This is a genomic window from Rhodococcus sp. GQ147, assembly GCF_059759155.1.
The window spans coordinates 1-16,530 of record NZ_JCAXDU010000010.1; the positions used below are offsets into that span (position 1 = coordinate 1).

Below are 16,530 nucleotides of genomic sequence, written 5' to 3' on the forward strand. Positions count from 1 at the left end.
AGCCCACTGTCCTTATGCATGAACTCCGCCAGGAAATCGGACTACCGCTCGGCGACGGCATCCCCGCTGATTCGTCCACATCTCTGATGGTCTCAGCCGATGCTCTGAGCGCGTGGGGCGCAGAGACCGAAGCGGCCGCAACACGCGAGTTGGCAGCGATGCTCCATCAGTGTCGCTGAATACCGAACCTTCCACTTCACCACCTCAGTTCGTGATGATCGGCTCGTGCAGGGCATCGAACTCTCAACGGATCAGGACTGGAGAAGCCCCGCGCCCGGTTGGAGCCACCTTCCCGACCACGGGGAAGGTGACCCGCCGCACTTCGCACGGAATGCGCCCGTGTGCGAGTGTTCGACGTCCCCTACCCGAAACGCGTACTTACATCGGGGCTACTGTCCGTCGGCCGAGGAATCCGTTGAGCCCTTTCCTCACGCTCGCGGTGGGAATGGCGGTTGCGAACCATGCAGCCTCGACAGCGAGTCCTTCGTCGATGGGCACGTTGAGGCCGCGTGCGACTGAGGCTGCCCCCTGGGAGTGGACACCCTGACAGTGGTTCGTAGAAGAACCAGGAGGGATGTTCACATGGGACGTCAGTCTCAGTACACGGAGGAGTTCCGCCGGGACGCCATCGCGTTGTATCGCGCCGGCGGCGGCACCCGCACCTACGCCGCGGTGGCCTCGGACCGGGGCTCAGCGGCCGCATCGGGCGGCGGCAGTGAGACTGCGGCGGACGAGTTGGCGCCTGCGGGCAGAGAACGCCCGGCTGCGCAACTCGGAGAAGGAATGGCAGCTCGAACATGAGATTCTGCGCCGGGCAGCTGCCTATTTCGCGCAGGAGATCTGGCGACGGTGATCGACATCTGTTCGCGTCGAGTGGTGGGGTGGTCGATCGCCGACCGCTCAACATCGGAACCGAGACCAGTCCGCCTCCCTCTACAGCCGGCACGCCACTCGTCATCGGCAGTCTCCCCGCGTTCAGCAGGCGTGTCGGTGATGGCCATGTCTCGCAACCGGATCAGATAACGACATAGCCGAGTTCGTGCGCCGCGGTATCAACGGCATCAGCCAGACCAGGATGCGACAAGGGAAGCGACAGCACAGGACGCTGCGGAAACGCATCGGCAGCACGTTCGACGACCGCCACGGATGTGCTGCCGGCGAACCGGCCACGATAGATGACCCCGTCGAGTCCGGTGTGAGCGCGATGGATCGTGCGGGCCCAATGCTGCGAAAGACGGTGCGGCGCGGAATCGAGAGCATCGTTGCCTCCCACCCGAGTGGCCCATGCACCTCCACCGACACCGGACACGTCGAGCAACCGCAGCACGCGGGTGAAGCGCACACCGGTCAGATAAGGGTCACCGCGATGGCGATCGATCACCCGCGCCGATCGAAACGCTTCCGCCAATGCACCTCGGGGGCTGGACGCGCCGTACCACACGCCGTAGCCGGGATGATCCCCACGCGGGAGCGGATGCTGATCGAACCGCAGGATCGGCCCGAACTCACGCAACGCATTCCACGGGAGAACATGTGAACCGGTCGTACGGTGCACGCGCCACATGATCTCGCTCGGCTGCCACTCGAGTACTTCCTTCGGCAGCAGACCTGCCGCACGAAGCTGCGCGATGGAGGGCGGTGTCGGAAGCATCGCCCCCATCTACGCCGATTCCCACTCGACGGCGGCAAGCACGTCGACCACAATCTCGATCTCTTCAGGTGTGCCTGCGCTGCCGGTCAACCACGCGACGATCGAGACCGGCCGGCCATCGACGACCAATGACGACTGCGGCTGCGTGAGCAATGTCTGCACCGTCAGCGGGTGCAGGTCCTTCGGGATGTGGGGCATGACTTTGTCGAGGTGAGGCACGGCCCCGCTGTCGGTGAACTGCGCCGGAGGCAACAAGCGGTTACGACCGGAGTCGAATGCCCACAGGGTGCCGTCGGCGATTCGTTGCCTGATGCGAGCCGGCGTGACGCCGAGGCGGACTGCAGCGTCTGCAATGGACAACGAGGTCGCGACGAGGTTGGCCATCCGAATATCGCGATCGACTCGCGCAGCCGTGGCAGCGGCGGGACTCGCGGTGAATCCGGCATCGGTGAGCACGCGTGCGTCGTGCTCGGACAGTGCGGGCCCGGCTGGATTCGCCGTATGGAGACTCTTGAGGATCTGCACGAGTTGATCACGGCCGATGTCGACTCCGGTCACTTCACGCAAGGCATCTTCGAAATTGAGGTCGCCTCGCAGATAGCGACTCTCCGTCGTTGCTTCACTCACCACGACCTCCTGATTTGCGATCATTTACGCCCGCAAATACATGCTAGCGAACTCGGCCGGGCAGCTACACCCTGACGAATCCTGTCGATGTAGCACCATCCCGGCAGCCACAAGGACTCTGCACAACGCGTCCCAGCAACCACGGGCCCCCTCCAGCGAGAAACCACGACACCCTGGACCGGGGACGGCGTCGCCAACACCTTCTCGTAGTCGGCCAGCGAAGATCGATCCCTACCTCGATAGGACTGTCGACCAGGGTGATCGCCTCCGCAATGATCCCCCTCGCCGACTCGAGCAGACGGTCGATCAGCCCATAGTGATGCACAGCGTTCGCTCCTCGAGTCGCCGTGCCCCGGAATCGAAGAACTCCGGGGCACAGGGCGAGCAGCTTCGAGGGGTGAGCGGCCTGCCAGGACTCGATCACTCCAGAAACGGAGTTGAATATTCGTCACCGCAGCCCGGTCGAAGGAGCCACAGCCAGACCGCAACATGCGTGTGGGACGTTGGGGACTGCTGCACGATTCGGCGACAGTTTCGGTCACGCAGCCTGTGCGACTGGTGTGGTCATGATGGTTTCGAACTCGACCGGCGTCGATCGGGGGAGAGGCAGGTCCGGGACACCAGCAGGTCGACGGTCACGCCGAGAGGCCGTAATGCTTCGGCGATCTCTTCGAAGTGTTGCGCCGAGCGAGAATATCGGTCGGGGCCATGAGGACCGCCTGAAAGCCGCCTTCGATTACCAGTAACGCAAACGCAGTGGCTGCCAGGACGGGGGCCTTTCCGGCGCCGACGTCTCCCTGCAGCAACCGATTCGTCGGCCGGAGGCGGTCATGTCGGTGTGGATATCGGCTATCACCCGCAGCTGTGCACCTGTGGGTGTACGGCAGGCCGGCCAACCATGCATCGAGCAGTCGCCCGGTGGGCTTGTGGGCGATGCCGACTTCTGCGGCTTGTGCGTTTCGAAGCACTCCGAGGGCGAGCTGCGACCGCAGGAGTTCGTCATAGGCCTGTCGGTCCCGTCCCTTTTCTGCGTGCTGTTTGGATGCGGGGACATGGACAGCGCGTAGCGCGGTCAGCCGCGACGGCAGCTTCCGTTGAGCCAGCAAGGTCGAGGGATTCGGGTCATCCAGCTTCGGGAGTCGGCGGCGTGCATCGACCGCGGCACGGCGCAGCATCCACGTGTCCACCTCATGTTTCTGCGATTGGGGTAGATCGCGAGCAGTGGTGCGGTGGATTCGCTCATCGGTTCCAACAGTGGTGAGGTCATCTGCAATGCGCCGTTGAAGAACATGGCGGAGACTCGGGTGTTTTCGTCCGCGAGTTGGAATCGCACGTAACATTCTCCCCAGTTCCCCGTATGCTCACGAGTCGTGCGTATCGATCAGGTGTGGCGTTATCCGGTGAAATCGTTCGGAGGAGAACGGATCGACGCCGCAGCGATCGAAGCGGACGGTGTGCGCGGCGACCACCTGTGGGCGCTGGTCGACGCCGAAACCGGAAACATCGCGAGTGCGAAGCGTTTCCGACGCTACGGACTGCTGTTGACCTGCTCCGCACGACTTCTGAACGACGACGACCCCCGCGATCCGGCGGCACTCGAACTCACGCTCGCCGACGGCACGGTGGTGCGCGGCGACGATCCCGAGGTCGACGACCTGCTGTCGAAGCTGCTCGGTCACGACGTGCGGCTCGAACCGCGCGACCGCACCTACGACGAGGCGCCGGTGCATCTCGTCTCCCGCTCCGCGGTCGAAGCGCTCGGCACCGGCGACCCCACCGATGTCGCGTTGCGGCGGTTCCGGCCGCAGTTGGTCGTCGACACTCCGGACACGACCGGTTTCGTGGAGGACGAATGGATCGGCCGACGGGTGTCGGTGGGCTCGGCAGTCCTCGAACCGCACAAGCGCACCGCGCGGTGCGTCATGGTGACGCTCCCCCATCAGGAGGTTCCCGCGCGGCGCGACATGCTGCGTGAGGTGATGACCGCGCATCAGGTGCCCAATGTGCCGGAGGGCAAGCCGATGCCGTGCATCGGTGTCTACGCGACCGTCCCGACTCCCGGCGACATCACCGTCGGCGACGAAGTCCGGATCGGGTAGACCGGGTCACTTCCCGGCGAGGTAGTCCTCGACGAGAAGCTTCTTCTGCACCTTGCCCATGGCGTTGCGCGGAAGAGCGTCGGCGGTACGGATCTCGCGGGGGCGCTTGTGGATCGACAGGGTCTGCGCGACGAAGTCCGAGAGTTCGCCCGGATCACGGAGATCCCCGACGACGTAGGCGACGATCCGCTGTCCGAGATCGTCGTCCGGCACACCCACCACCGCGGCCTCCTGCACGCCGGGATGGTTCAGCAGCGCGTGCTCCACCTCGCCGGCGCCGATCCGGTAGCCGCCGGACTTGATCATGTCGACCGATTCGCGGCCGACGATGCGGTGGAAACCCTGGTCGTCGATCACGGCGATGTCGCCGGTCTTGAACCAGCCGTCCTCGGTCATCGACTCGGCGGTCTTCTCGGGGTTGTTCAGGTAGCCGTCGAACAGGGTCGCGCCGGACACCTCCAACTGGCCGAGGGTTTCGCCGTCGTGCGGCACGAGGTTGCCGGCCTGGTCGCGCAGTCGGGTGGAGACCCCGTCGATCGGCAGACCCACCCAGCCGGGCCGACGCTCACCGTCGTGGCGGGTGCTGATCGTGATGATCGTTTCGCTCATTCCGTACCGCTCGATCGGCGCGGAGCCGGTGAGGGCGAGCATGCGCTCGAAGACCGGCACGGGCAGGGGTGCGCTGCCCGAGACCAGGAGTCGTGCGGACGACAGTGCGCGAGCGGACGATTCGTCGGCGGCGACCCGCGACCACACGGTGGGAACACCGAAGTAGAGCGAACCACCCGCCGCTGCATAGGCTTCGGGCTTCGGTCGCACCGTGTGCACGAGCGACGAGCCCTGCCGGAGCGCACCGACGACGCCGAGGATGAGTCCGTGGACGTGGAACAGCGGAAGTCCGTGGACGAGAGTGTCGTCGGACGTCCAGTTCCACGCCTCGGCGAGGCCGTCGAGGCCGGCCGCCACGGCGGACCGCGAGAGCACGACTCCCTTGGGGGCACCGGTGGTTCCGGAGGTGTACATGATCATTGCGGCGCTGCCCGGGTCCGCCTCGGCGTGCGAGGACGACGAGCGCGCGTTCGCGTCGACCGGGATCGCGGGCAGGGTGACGTCCTCGGGGGCAGTGCCGAGCCACACCTGCGCACCCGAGTCCTTCAGGATGTGCGCGCGTTCGGCCGGACCGGAATCCGGCGGCACCGGCACGGCGGCCACACCGGCCATGAGGCATCCGGTCGTGGCGATCACCGTCTCGATGCTCGCGGTGGCGTCGACAGCGACCCGCGAGGAGCCTGCGACCTCGTCGGCCACCGCGGCGGCAGCCGCGATCAGTTCGGATCGGGTGAGCGAGACGTCTCCGACGCGGACAGCGCTGCGGTCGTCACTGCCTGCTCCGGACTCGGTGAGCGAGGTCAGCAACGGCACGGGCGTGGTGGTGGTCATCGGTGGTGGTCCCTTCTCGACGTCCTGCCGGACGGTGTCGCGCGGTGCACGGTCCACATTGTGGACCAGCGTGCTACGATGCGGTCCGGCTCAACCTATAGCCCGTGCCGCCTGCCGTCAACGACCGCGCGAAAGGTTCCGATGAACAGCGTTCTCACCGCACTCCGCGTGTTCGAGGAGGTCGCGACCACGCAACCGGTCGGGCTGTCGGACCTGAGCAAGCGACTCGACGTCCCCAAGAGCACCGTTCAGCGATGCCTCAAGACCCTCGCCGAAGCCGGCTGGCTGCGCCCCTCGACGACGAACGCCGGGCAGTGGGTCATCACCGGCCGCGCATTCAGCCTGGGCAGCGCGATGTCGTCCGGCGACGACCTGCGCGAGGTCGCACTCCCGGAGCTGAACCGGCTGCAGACCGAGACGGGCGAGACCGTCCATCTCGCCGTGCCGGACGGGAACGAGCTGGTCCTGATCGAGCGACTCGACAGCGCCCATCAGCTGCGCGCCTTCCTCGCCCTCGGCACGCGCCTTCCCCTCCACGCCGCGTCGACCGGCAAGGCCTATCTCGCGTCGCTGCCCGACGAACGGATCGAAGACTTCCTCGCGACCGAACTCCCATCACTGACCGAGCGCACCGTCACCGAACCGGCAGCGCTGCGCGAGGAGATCGCCGAGATCCGCGCCCGCGGGTATGCCGTGACCGAACAAGGGCTGCACGACGGCATCGCCGCCGTCGCCGTCGCGCTGCGTGGGCGCGGTGGCACCGTGCGCGGTTGCTTCAGCATCTCCGGTCCGGCTTCGCGGCTGACACCCGACCTCTTCGCCGACTACGGCGCGAAGGCGCTGGCAGCGCGGGACGCGATCGAGCGTCGCCTACCCTGATCCGCTCCGAGCAGGACTGGCGGGCGCCCCCACCTCTGGACATATCGTTTATCGATAGGTATAACGATTATCGATGGTATCGACAATCGATAGCCCCGCCGTCCGGCGAGTTCGGAGACGACCATGAATTCCACCCACGGCACCGACCGCCCCCAGGGCCCGGGCGGCGAACCCGACACGCTCTCCCCCACCGAGACGTCGAAGAAGGACCGCACCGATCTGCGGGCGTCCCTCACCGTCTTCGCGCTGACCTCACTGATCGTGCTCTTCACCTATGTCCGCGACCTCGCGAGCTCCCTCGGCGACGGCATCGTGACCGCGCGGGTCCGGTTCGACGACGCGGCAGCGGCGCCGGTGCTGTCCACCCCGAACGGCGCCGACCTCCAGACCACCTCGACCACGGTGATCGACGTTCCGACCGACACCCTCTCACCCGTCAGCGTCGGCCTCCTCCGCGCCGGGGAGGCGGTACAGACGTTCGGTTACCTGACAGCCCTGGCCCTGCTGAGCTGGATCGTCGTGCGATTCGTCCGGGGCCGATTGTTCGACCGGGGTGTCATCCGGCTCGTGTGGGTCACGTCGATGGTGGCGATCGCGACCATCATCGTCCCGATGATTCCCCGCACGCTGGGCACCAACATGTTGATCCGTGACGTGGACATGAACGAGGTCCTCTCGAACGCGCCTCTCGGACCGGAGTTCTGGTACGCCTACGTCTTCTGCATGGTGATCTCGGCCGTGGGCGTGGTACTGCGGATCGGCAGCCGCATGGCGCGCGACAACGAAGGACTCGTCTGATGCCTCCGGAAACCGAGCATGCCGTCCGGTGTCATCTCGACGAGCTGCTGGCCGATCGGGGCATGACCCTCACCGAATTGGCCGACAAGGTCGGCGTCAGCGTGGTGAACCTGTCGGTACTCAAGAACGGACGCGCCCGCGCGATCCGCTTCTCGACCCTCACCGCCCTGTGCCGCGTACTGGATTGCGCTGTGGGCGAAATTCTTTCGGTCGACTGACCGACCCCGGAAAACAGCGATACCCGGAACCTCGTGGGTTCCGGGCATCGCCGATCGGCCCGGCCGGTGGCGCTCCGGCTGACGCACGGACCTGTTTCCTCTATTCCCCGATCGCGGGAAGAATGCGGGTGCGGACCTCACCGAAGCCGATGCGGGTCCCGTTCGGGCCGGGCGCGGTGGCAGAGATGGCGATCTCGTCGCCGTCCTCGATGAAAGTGCGGGTCTCGTCGCCGACCTGCACGGGTTCTGCTCCGCCCCAGGTGAGTTCGATGAAGGCACCGCGCTGGTCCTTCTCCGGGCCCGAAATGGTGCCGGAGCCGAACAGATCACCGGTGCGAGTCGCGGCACCGTTGACCGAGGTGTGGGCGAGCATCTGCGCCGGCGACCAGTACATCTGCGCGTACGGCGGGCGCGACACGACGTGCCCGTTCCACTCGACCTCGAGATCGATGTCCAGGCCCCACTTCTCGGTGCCCTTCAGGTACGGCAGCGGTTCCGGGTCCTGCACCGGGGTGTCGATGCGGGCCGCCTCGAGCGCGGCGAGCGGAACGACCCACGGCGAGATCGACGTCGCGAAGGACTTGCCGAGGTTCGGGCCCAGCGGCACGTACTCCCACGCCTGGATGTCGCGGGCCGACCAGTCGTTGAGGATGACCGCGCCGAAGCAGTGGTCGGCGAACTCGTCGGGGGTGATCCGCGAACCCATCGGGGAGCCGACACCGACAATGAAGCCCATCTCGGCCTCGATGTCGAGGCGGATCGACGGACCGAAGACCGGCCCAGGATCGTTGGGGCCCTTGCGCTGCCCACACGGCCGCACGATGTCGACGCCCGAGGTCACGACGGTGCTCGACCGGCCGTGGTAGCCGACGGGCAGGTGCTTCCAGTTCGGCATCAGCGGGTCGGGGTTCTGCGGGCGGAACAACCGGCCGAGGTTCGACGCGTGGTTCTCCGACGCATAGAAGTCGACGTAGTCGGCCACCTCGATCGGCAGGTGCATCGTCACGTCGGTGACGGCGAAGACGGCCTCGTCGGCGACGTCACCGGCGACGAGTTCCTTGATCGCAGCGCGGACTTCGTCCCACCGGGCGCGGCCCCGGGCCATGAACGCGTTGAGCGACGGCTCGGCGAAGACGATGTCGTCCTCGAAGACACGGCTCAGGTCGAGGACCGAATCTCCGACGCGGACACCGACGCGGGGTTCGCTGTCGGCCGTGGAGAAGATGCCGTACGGCAGGTTGTCGAGGCCGAAGAGCGAGCCCTCCGGAATGGCGATGGTGGTCATGCGTTCGTTCCTTCGGTGATCGGGGAAACGGTCGAGGGTGCCAGACCGAGGCCGAGCAGATCGTCGAGCGGTTCGGCGATGCTGCAGGTGCCGTACGACAGGAAACGGCGCCGGACCTCTGCGGCCCGGTCGTCGGAGAGGGCGCCGAGGCGGGCGGAGAGCACTGCCCCGTCGCGTTCGGCGAGCACGGAGGCGACCTCGTCGGTGTCGGCTCCGGACAGCACCGCGTCCACTGCGGCCAGCAGGTTCACGAACCCGTGCTGCTCGAAGCCCGTCTTCGGGTCGGTGTTGCGCACCGCGTGGTGCAGACCGGCGGTCGCCTTGAACGGCACACCCGTAGTGACGACCGTGCCGACAGCTGCGGCGAGTTCGGCTTCGTCGGGATACGCCTCCGCGACGATGCCGCCGGTGCGGAACTTGGCCGCGTAGGGCGTGCCGACCATACGGGCGAGGATCTCGGCGCGGCGCTCGTCGCGCGGAACCTCCACGAAGACATCGACATCCGGGCGGCCCACGGAGATCTCGGCGAGTGCCGCGAACAGTTCGTCGACGGATTGCTCTGCGGGGACCGCGATCTCGAGCGCCACCACGGACACCGAGTCCATCGCGTCGACCTGCTCGAGTGCGGGTCGGACGGCGGCGGTGCCGGTCGGTGCGGTCAGGCTCAGGCCCAGCTCGCCGGGATACGGGTGCTGCGTGAGGTGATCTGCGAGTTCACCGAGGCGACCGGCCGGGAAGACGAACGCTCCGACGAGGGGTGCGTGCGCGGACGAGCGGTGTCCGGCGTGGGCGGGGACGGCGACGGGCAGCGGGGCGTTGCCCGGAGGGAACAGCGCCGCGTCGTCGCACAGTCCCGTCAGGAGAGGTCCGAAAGTCATTTCGTCGCTCCTGCATTGCGGTTCCAGCTGCCGGCGTAGGCGGCGTCCTCGCACGCGAGCGCACCCTCACCGAGTTCGAGGGGGCGGAAGGTATCGACCATGACGGCGAGTTCGTCGAAGAACTCCACACCGATGCTGCGCTCGTAGGCGCCCGGCTGCGGGCCGTGCGCGTGACCACCGGGGTGCACCGAGATCGAACCCTGGCCGATACCCGATCCCTTGCGGGCCTCGTAGTCGCCGCCGCAGTAAAACATGACCTCGTCGGAGTCGACATTCGAGTGGTAGTACGGCACCGGCACGGCCAGCGGGTGGTAGTCCACCTTGCGGGGCACGAAGTTGCAGATGACGAAGTTGTTGCCCTCGAACGCCTGGTGCGCCGGCGGCGGCTGGTGGACACGGCCGGTGATCGGCTCGTAGTCGTGGATCGAGAAGGTGTAGGGGTACAGGCAGCCGTCCCAGCCGACCACGTCGAAGGGGTGGTGCGGCATCAGGTAGCGGGTGCCGACGACGCCGTGCGAGGTGCGGTGCTTGACGAGCACCTCGACGTTCTCCTCCTCGACCTGCATCAGTTCGGTCGGGCCGTGCAGGTCGCGCTCGCAGAACGGCGCGTGCTCGAGGAACTGCCCGAACTTCGACAGGTAACGCTTCGGCGGGACGATGTGACTGTTGGCCTCGATGGTGTAGGCGCGCAGCGGTGCGTCGCCCTGGGGCACCCAGCGGTGGGTGGTGGCCATCGGCAGCAGCACGTAGTCGCCGGCCTTCGCCTCGAGCGGGCCGAAGACCGTCTCGACGGTGGCCTCACCGGACTCGACGTAGACCATCTCGTCGCCGACGACGTTGCGGTACAGCGGCGAAGGCTTGGACGACACGACGTACGAGATGCGCACGTCGGCGTTGCCCAGGACCAGACGACGACCGGTCACGACATCCGTCTCGGCCCAGATCGTCTCGGGGAACAGATCGTGCAGCTTCAGGTGCCGCGGCTTGAGCGGGTGATTCGGCGTGGTGGTCTGATCGGGCAGCTTCCACTCGGTGGCGTCGACGATCGCCGAGGGGATGTACCGGTGGTAGAGCAGCGCCGAGTCGGACGAGAAGCCCTCCTCGCCCATGAGCTCTTCGTAGTACAGGTCGCCGTTCTCGTCACGGTGCTGGGTGTGACGCTTCGGCGGGATGACGCCGAGCTGTCGGTAGAACGCCATGATCTGACTCCTCGCGGATCTCGGGCGTGCGAGGGAAGGTCGCTCGCCTGGAAGTAGTAAATACGTTAACTAAACGGAGGGCGTGAGCGCAACCACAGAGAGGTCACGAGGCTGCGTCAGTTGCGTCCGCGCACGTCGAACTGGCTGCGGTTGGTGATCAGCTTGTTCAGGAGCATCACGAGAATCTGCTGCTCGGTGGGGGTGAGCACCTCCACCCAGGCCTCCTCGCGCTCGTTCTGGGCGCGGAAGCTGTCGCGGATCTCCTTCTCCCCCGCCTCGGTGAGCGACAACTGCACCGAACGCGCGTCGTGGCTGACCGGTGTCTTCTCCAAGATTACCGCTTCGACCAGCGGTTTCGCGAGGTTCGACACCGCGGCGCGGCTCATCCCGGTGAGTCGCGCGGCGACGTTCGGCTCGATCGGGCCGGCAAGCCAGATGACGAACATGAGCCGATAGGCCGACCACGACCGGCCGCGCGGACGGTGAACGGCGGCCTCGAGGTCGTAGGTGACGATGTCCGAGGCCCGGTTGAGCGTGAGCAGAACTTCGGTCGCGCTGCGGTGATGTTGGCCGAACTTGCTGTTCAGACGCTCCTGCGCGAGTTCGACGAAGGACCAGTAGTCGAGGTCGCGGGGTCCGGACATGCGGTCACAGTACCGCAGATCCGGGATAATTCATCCATTTACTATCCGGTGGATAGACCGGAATTCGGCAGGACTGCGGAAAACCACACCCCGAACGCCGCGAAGTCGGCGGAAAACCGCAGCGACCTGCACGTTCGCCGCTCATAGCGTTCCGGACATGAACCTCGCACACACCCTCACGCAGTCCCCCACGGACGAACTCCACGGCCTCGCGGGTCTGTCGCTACAGCTGATGGAGATGCTCGGAGCACCCGGTGCCGGTGTCGCGGTCGCCGCGGAGAACCTCTTCCCGCCGATCCCGAGCGAGGTGATCCTTCCCCTCGCCGGCTTCGCGGCCTCCCGCGGGGAGATCTCCCTCGTCTCGGCCGTCGCGTGGACCACCCTCGGCTCCCTCGTCGGCGCACTGCTGCTCTACCTCGCCGGACGCGCCTTCGGCCGTCAGCGGATGTATGCCGTTGTCGAGCGACTCCCCCTGGTGAACACCTCCGATCTGCGGCGCGGCGAAGAGTGGTTCGCCCGGCACGGCGAGAAGTCGGTGCTCCTCGGCCGGATGGTGCCGCTCGTGCGGAGCGTGATCTCGGTTCCCGCCGGGGTGGAGGCCATGCCCGTCGGTCGGTTCGTCGTCCTGACCGCCCTCGGTAGCGCCCTGTGGAACTCGATCTTCGTACTCGCCGGATACCTCCTCGGTGAGAACTGGGGAGTCGTCGAACCGTATGCCGATGTGCTGCAGAAACTCGTGATCGTCGCGGTGGTCGCAGCAGTGGCGGTGTTCGTCGTCCGCCGTGTCCGATCGATTCGCGCCCGTTAGGGTCGGTCCGTGATCGATCACCTTCGGCGCTCACTCGGGACCTCGGTCCGCGCCGTCGTCGGGCTTCTGCTCGGGATCGTCACCGCGGTGACGGGTGTGGCGGCATCGGCTCGCCGTACCACCGACGGACCGGGTCGCGCGGCCGAACGCGACCGTATTCGTCTCGTGCGATGGTTCGACGCCGAGGCGGTCCGGGATCTTCCGGATCGCGAGCCGACCGGATATTTCCTCGTCCGCCTGGCCTACGGTCCGCTCGTCGGCCTCGTCGTCCTGCTCGTCCTGATCTCCGCGACCGGCTACGGGGGCTGGGCGTTCGTCCTGCTGGCAGGCGGTCGCATCTCCGTCGCCGACGGTCTCGTCTCGCTCCTCGTCGCCGCCGTGATGATCTATCTCTCCGTCCGGATGGCGATGATCGTGGGCCAGTGGGACGTCCGCACAGCCCTGCGGTTGCTCGGCGACGATGCCACGCAGCATCGCCTCCGCGACCTGCAGCGCACCCGCGCCGACGTCGTCACCGCCATCGACGACGAACGCCGGCGGATCGAACGCGCCCTGCACGACGACGTCCAGCAGCGGGCCGTCGCGCTCGCACTCGACGTCGGTCGCGCGCGTCGCACCGCCGAACGCGGCGGCGGGAACCTCGTCGCCGACCTCGACAACGCCGTCGCCCAGGCGCAGGCGTTGCTCACCGAACTGCGCGACGTGGCGTGGCGGATATACCCGGCCGCGCTCGACAAGCACGGAATCGCCGCGGCGCTGGAAGGGTTGTCCGCGCACACCTTCCTCCCCGTCGACCTGGATCTGTCGATCGACCCGGAACCACCACACGATGTCGCGGCAGCCGCGTACTACGTTGCCGCGGAAGGGGTCACGAACTCGACGAAGCACTCCGGCGCCGACAACGTGTCGGTGACCGTCGCGGCGGACGGTCACGTCGTCACGGTCACGGTCGTCGACGACGGATGTGGCGGGGCCGAGATGACGGGCTCCGGGCTGACAGGTCTCGCGCGCCGTGTCGCCGCGCTGGACGGGCAGTTCTCCGTACACAGCCCCCGCGGAGGGCCGACCGTCGTGGAAGCGAGGATCCCGTGCGCATCGTGATAGCCGAGGATTCGACCCTTCTTCGCGAGGGCCTGTCCCGGTTGCTCGCGGACGAAGGCCACGAGGTGGTTGCCGGTGTGGGCAACGCCGTCGAGCTGCGTCACGTCGTCGAGCGCGAGGTGCCCGACCTCGTGTTGCTCGACGTGCGTATGCCACCGACCTACTCGACGGAGGGCATCGACGCGGCGCGGTGCATCAAGGAGGAGCACCCGCAGGTCGCTGTGCTCGTGCTGTCGCAGTACGTCGAGCACCGGAACGCGACCGGCCTGCTCACGAACGGCTGGGGTGGCGTGGGCTATCTGCTCAAGGATCGCGTGTCGGACGTGGGGGCGTTCCTCACCGACCTGGAACGTGTGGCCGCGGGCGGGACGGCCTTCGATCCCGAGGTGGTGCGGCAACTGTTCGCGAGCACCCGCCGCACCGACCCTGTCGCCACCCTCACCGAACGCGAACGCGAGGTGCTCGAGGCCCTCGCCCAGGGGCTGACGAACACCGGCATCGCCGATCGTCTGACCATGTCGGTCAGCGCCGTCGAGAAGCACGTCAATTCGATCTTCGTGAAGCTCGACCTGCCGCGCGAGGCCGACCGTAGTCGGCGGGTACGGGCGGTTCTCCTCTATCTCGAGAGCACAGGCACCCCGAGCTCACGGGACGACCGCTGACGCCCCGTACGGATCAGAAGAGCGGATACACGAAGTGCCCGACGCCTCCGCCGGGTGCGCTCGACCCCGTCACATTCGGAAGGTTCGCGGGCAGACGCTGAAGCTTATGTGGACGGCCTTCGAGGTCGGCCTGCCAGCAATCGGTCGTCACGCCGTGGAAGCCCTGACATACGATGCGGGTGTTCGTGCCGAAGGCCGAGGTCAGCCGCGGCTCGTTCACCAGCGGATTCCAGTAGGCAAGCTCGTCCGGCGTGAGCCAGTTGGCGGGGTCCACGTCGTACACGTAGATCGGACTGTTCGGTTGCTGGACCGGCCACTCGTCCTGCGCCGCCGCGATGCCGGCGCCGCCGAGGACGATCCCTCCTGCCACTGCGGCGACCGCTCCCGCTCGCAGTACCCGCCGAAATCCGTTCGCCATCGTTCCCTCCGCCCATTCTGTCGGATCCGTCCGTCGACCACATCGAAACACGGACCGCGGGGTCCGATACGACAAACCGAGATTGTCGATCTCCGACGCTTTCCGGCAATTCGGGCGGGGAGGACGCCTTCGAGTGACAGATCACGCAACCCGACCTCGCGTGCATTCGAGCACTCGAGCCCTCCAAGAGCACACATCTGTGTGCACAATTGATAGGTGAGTTCAACCCAGTCGACCACCGATCCGCACCACGGCACCCTTCGCAGCCCGCGCTTCTGGCTCGCGCCCTTCGCTGTCGTCGCAGCGATGATGAGTGCCCTGGCCTACTTCTATCTCGGCGCACTCCTCGATCCGAGCGAGAACCTGAGACAGTTCCCGATGGCCATCGTCAATCAGGACGTCGGCGATGTGCTGCCCGGATCGGACGAGCGACAGAACTTCGGCGACCAGATCACCGAGGGCATCCTCGACGGCATCGATCCCGAGGAGATCGACCTCCGACGGATGGGAATCTCGGCCGCCAACCAGGGCCTCGACGACGGCAGCCTGTACGGCGCGATCGTCATCCCGAGCGACTTCACCAAACGCATCTCGATCCTCGCGCAGGCCTCGGTCGTTCCCGGTGACATCGAGAAGCCGATCATCACCCTCTACACGAATCCCCGGACGGGCGCGTTCGCGACGGGCATCGTCACGACGATCGGCGACCGCGCGCTGACCCAGGTGAACGACACGGTCGGGCAGCAGCTGACCGAGACCGTCACCGCGACGCTCGCAGAGTCGGCACCCGACCTGCAATTGTCCGGAGCTTCCAGCCTCGTCCTGACCCAGCCGATCGATGCACTCACCGTCGAGCACAAGCCGCTGCCCGACGGGACGGGCGCCGGCCTGTCCGCCTTCTTCTACACCCTGCTGCTGATCCTGGCCGGCTTCACCGGCGCCACGATCATCAACGCGGTCGTCGACAGCGCCCTCGGTTTCGTGCCCACCGAATACGGCCCCCTCTACATCGCGCGGGAGACCACCCGGATGTCGCGCCTGCAGGTGCTGGCACTCAAGTGGGGCATCACGGTGGTCATGTCGTTGATCGTCTCGGCGTTGTATGTGTGGATCGCCACCGCACTCGGCATGCCGGCGCCGCGCGCGCTGCTGCTGTGGGAGTACGGGGCGCTCGCGATCTCGGCCGTGGGCATCACGTCCCTCGCGGTGATGTCGATTTTCGGCGCGGCGGGCCTGCTGGTGAACCTGATCGTGTTCATCGTGCTCGGCCTGCCGTCGTCCGGTGGCACCATTCCGATCGAGGCCACCCCGCGGATGTTCGAATGGTTGTCGACCTTCGAGCCGATGCACCAGATCTATCTCGCGGTGCGGTCCATCCTCTACTTCGACGGACGACCCGACGCCGGGCTCGGCCACGGCGTGACGATGACGATCGTCGGCGTCGTGTTCGGTCTCGTCGTCGGCGCCCTGGTGACGTGGATCTACGACCGTGTCGGTTTCCACCGGGCCGCGGACGCACCCGTGCGTCTGCCCTGGCGGCCGTCGCGACAGCAGGTTCGGGATTCTGCGGTCGCGACCGACACGGTTCGTTCGAACGACAGCGTGGACGCCGGTGAGGACGATCGTGACGATACGGGCGAATCCTCCGGCAGCTCCGAGCATGCAGGCGAAAGCGACGGGCCCACGAACGAAATGGGGGACCCCGCCGCGCGTCGGGGGTAGCGGCGGAGTCCCTCCACTACCACGGTAGTGGCGGTTCTCGCGGGGATCGCTCTCGATACGGGTGAATTCGAGGGTGAATCGGGGGGTCACCGCGCGTCGGG

The 16,530-nt window shown here is 66.8% G+C and carries 16 protein-coding genes and 1 pseudogene; 9 read left to right on the forward strand and 8 right to left on the reverse strand.

Annotated features, from left to right (window positions below; genetic code table 11):
• Positions 1-582: 582 nt before the first annotated feature.
• Positions 583-798 (forward strand): annotated as a pseudogene (locus tag AC6CID_RS12925) (IS3-like element ISRhosp1 family transposase); the annotation flags it as partial.
• A 217-nt stretch (positions 799-1,015) separates the two neighbouring features.
• Here the strand turns inward: AC6CID_RS12925 and AC6CID_RS12930 are convergent.
• Both AC6CID_RS12930 and AC6CID_RS12935 read right to left on the reverse strand, forming a co-directional pair.
• Positions 1,016-1,651 carry an RES family NAD+ phosphorylase gene (locus tag AC6CID_RS12930; protein ID WP_006554675.1) on the reverse strand — a complete coding sequence of 212 codons (636 nt, stop codon included), beginning with the start codon at positions 1,649-1,651 and terminating at the stop codon, positions 1,016-1,018.
• A gap of 9 nt (positions 1,652-1,660) precedes the next feature.
• Positions 1,661-2,278 (reverse strand): hypothetical protein, encoded by a 618-nt coding sequence (locus AC6CID_RS12935; protein WP_230826474.1) that lies wholly within the window; start codon positions 2,276-2,278, stop codon positions 1,661-1,663.
• 1,370 nt (positions 2,279-3,648) lie between these two features.
• Between AC6CID_RS12935 and AC6CID_RS12940 the strand changes: the two genes are divergently transcribed.
• On the forward strand, positions 3,649-4,377 hold the full coding sequence (locus tag AC6CID_RS12940) for an MOSC domain-containing protein (protein WP_006554673.1): 729 nt from the start codon (positions 3,649-3,651) through the stop codon (positions 4,375-4,377).
• A gap of 6 nt (positions 4,378-4,383) precedes the next feature.
• Here AC6CID_RS12940 and AC6CID_RS12945 read toward each other — a convergent pair whose 3' ends face one another.
• Positions 4,384-5,817 carry an acyl-CoA synthetase gene (locus tag AC6CID_RS12945; protein ID WP_200886448.1) on the reverse strand — a complete coding sequence of 478 codons (1,434 nt, stop codon included), beginning with the start codon at positions 5,815-5,817 and terminating at the stop codon, positions 4,384-4,386.
• A 141-nt stretch (positions 5,818-5,958) separates the two neighbouring features.
• Between AC6CID_RS12945 and AC6CID_RS12950 the strand changes: the two genes are divergently transcribed.
• The 3 genes from AC6CID_RS12950 to AC6CID_RS12960 all read left to right on the forward strand — a co-directional run bounded on the left by AC6CID_RS12950 (position 5,959) and on the right by AC6CID_RS12960 (position 7,712).
• The gene (locus AC6CID_RS12950) at positions 5,959-6,696 is read left to right on the forward strand and encodes an IclR family transcriptional regulator (protein ID WP_039583705.1); all 738 of its coding nucleotides are present in this window, start codon (positions 5,959-5,961) and stop codon (positions 6,694-6,696) included.
• 123 nt (positions 6,697-6,819) lie between these two features.
• Positions 6,820-7,494 carry a hypothetical protein gene (locus AC6CID_RS12955; RefSeq protein WP_039583707.1) on the forward strand — a complete coding sequence of 225 codons (675 nt, stop codon included), beginning with the start codon at positions 6,820-6,822 and terminating at the stop codon, positions 7,492-7,494.
• The gene (locus AC6CID_RS12960; RefSeq protein ID WP_039583709.1) at positions 7,494-7,712 is read left to right on the forward strand and encodes a helix-turn-helix domain-containing protein; all 219 of its coding nucleotides are present in this window, start codon (positions 7,494-7,496) and stop codon (positions 7,710-7,712) included. The genes AC6CID_RS12955 and AC6CID_RS12960 overlap by 1 nt, the downstream gene beginning before the upstream one ends.
• Positions 7,713-7,812: 100 nt before the next feature.
• On the opposite strand, the gene fahA is transcribed toward AC6CID_RS12960, so the two are convergent.
• From fahA to AC6CID_RS12980, 4 genes are all read right to left on the reverse strand, one after another.
• Positions 7,813-8,997: a fumarylacetoacetase gene (gene fahA / locus AC6CID_RS12965; protein WP_039583711.1), complete on the reverse strand. Its 1,185-nt coding sequence runs from the start codon at positions 8,995-8,997 to the stop codon at positions 7,813-7,815.
• Complete coding sequence (locus tag AC6CID_RS12970) at positions 8,994-9,875, reverse strand: hypothetical protein (RefSeq protein ID WP_039583712.1); 882 nt, start codon at positions 9,873-9,875, stop codon at positions 8,994-8,996. Before AC6CID_RS12970 ends, fahA begins: the two co-directional genes overlap by 4 nt.
• On the reverse strand, positions 9,872-11,074 hold the full coding sequence (locus tag AC6CID_RS12975; protein ID WP_039583714.1) for a homogentisate 1,2-dioxygenase: 1,203 nt from the start codon (positions 11,072-11,074) through the stop codon (positions 9,872-9,874). Before AC6CID_RS12975 ends, AC6CID_RS12970 begins: the two co-directional genes overlap by 4 nt.
• Before the next feature lie 116 nt (positions 11,075-11,190).
• Positions 11,191-11,718: a MarR family winged helix-turn-helix transcriptional regulator gene (locus AC6CID_RS12980; protein ID WP_498354053.1), complete on the reverse strand. Its 528-nt coding sequence runs from the start codon at positions 11,716-11,718 to the stop codon at positions 11,191-11,193.
• Positions 11,719-11,875: 157 nt separating this feature from the next.
• On the opposite strand from AC6CID_RS12980, the gene AC6CID_RS12985 reads away from it, so the two are divergent.
• From AC6CID_RS12985 to AC6CID_RS12995, 3 genes are read left to right on the forward strand one after another with little or no spacing between them, the layout of a single operon-like run.
• Positions 11,876-12,526 carry a DedA family protein gene (locus AC6CID_RS12985; RefSeq protein WP_006554664.1) on the forward strand — a complete coding sequence of 217 codons (651 nt, stop codon included), beginning with the start codon at positions 11,876-11,878 and terminating at the stop codon, positions 12,524-12,526.
• A 9-nt stretch (positions 12,527-12,535) separates the two neighbouring features.
• Positions 12,536-13,627, forward strand: coding sequence for a sensor histidine kinase (locus AC6CID_RS12990; protein ID WP_039583718.1), 1,092 nt, complete (start codon positions 12,536-12,538; stop codon positions 13,625-13,627).
• A complete protein-coding gene (locus tag AC6CID_RS12995; protein WP_006554662.1) occupies positions 13,615-14,289 on the forward strand; it encodes a response regulator transcription factor in 675 nt (224 codons plus the stop codon). Before AC6CID_RS12990 ends, AC6CID_RS12995 begins: the two co-directional genes overlap by 13 nt.
• 13 nt (positions 14,290-14,302) lie before the next feature.
• Here AC6CID_RS12995 and AC6CID_RS13000 read toward each other — a convergent pair whose 3' ends face one another.
• On the reverse strand, positions 14,303-14,707 hold the full coding sequence (locus tag AC6CID_RS13000; protein WP_039583720.1) for a hypothetical protein: 405 nt from the start codon (positions 14,705-14,707) through the stop codon (positions 14,303-14,305).
• A gap of 216 nt (positions 14,708-14,923) precedes the next feature.
• On the opposite strand from AC6CID_RS13000, the gene AC6CID_RS13005 reads away from it, so the two are divergent.
• Positions 14,924-16,429: a YhgE/Pip domain-containing protein gene (locus AC6CID_RS13005; protein WP_006554660.1), complete on the forward strand. Its 1,506-nt coding sequence runs from the start codon at positions 14,924-14,926 to the stop codon at positions 16,427-16,429.
• The last annotated feature ends 101 nt before the right edge of the window (positions 16,430-16,530 follow it).

Bases quoted from the DNA above. Each gene is read 5' to 3' on its own strand.
- AC6CID_RS12930 (WP_006554675.1), bottom strand. From the start codon at position 1,651: ATGCTTCCGACACCGCCCTCCATCGCGCAGCTTCGTGCGGCAGGTCTG.
- AC6CID_RS12945 (WP_200886448.1), bottom strand. From the start codon at position 5,817: ATGACCACCACCACGCCCGTGCCGTTGCTGACCTCGCTCACCGAGTCC.
- AC6CID_RS12950 (WP_039583705.1), top strand. From the start codon at position 5,959: ATGAACAGCGTTCTCACCGCACTCCGCGTGTTCGAGGAGGTCGCGACC.
- AC6CID_RS12955 (WP_039583707.1), top strand. From the start codon at position 6,820: ATGAATTCCACCCACGGCACCGACCGCCCCCAGGGCCCGGGCGGCGAA.
- AC6CID_RS12960 (WP_039583709.1), top strand. From the start codon at position 7,494: ATGCCTCCGGAAACCGAGCATGCCGTCCGGTGTCATCTCGACGAGCTG.
- fahA (WP_039583711.1), bottom strand. From the start codon at position 8,997: ATGACCACCATCGCCATTCCGGAGGGCTCGCTCTTCGGCCTCGACAAC.
- AC6CID_RS12970 (WP_039583712.1), bottom strand. From the start codon at position 9,875: ATGACTTTCGGACCTCTCCTGACGGGACTGTGCGACGACGCGGCGCTG.
- AC6CID_RS12975 (WP_039583714.1), bottom strand. From the start codon at position 11,074: ATGGCGTTCTACCGACAGCTCGGCGTCATCCCGCCGAAGCGTCACACC.
- AC6CID_RS12980 (WP_498354053.1), bottom strand. From the start codon at position 11,718: ATGTCCGGACCCCGCGACCTCGACTACTGGTCCTTCGTCGAACTCGCG.
- AC6CID_RS12985 (WP_006554664.1), top strand. From the start codon at position 11,876: ATGAACCTCGCACACACCCTCACGCAGTCCCCCACGGACGAACTCCAC.
- AC6CID_RS13000 (WP_039583720.1), bottom strand. From the start codon at position 14,707: ATGGCGAACGGATTTCGGCGGGTACTGCGAGCGGGAGCGGTCGCCGCA.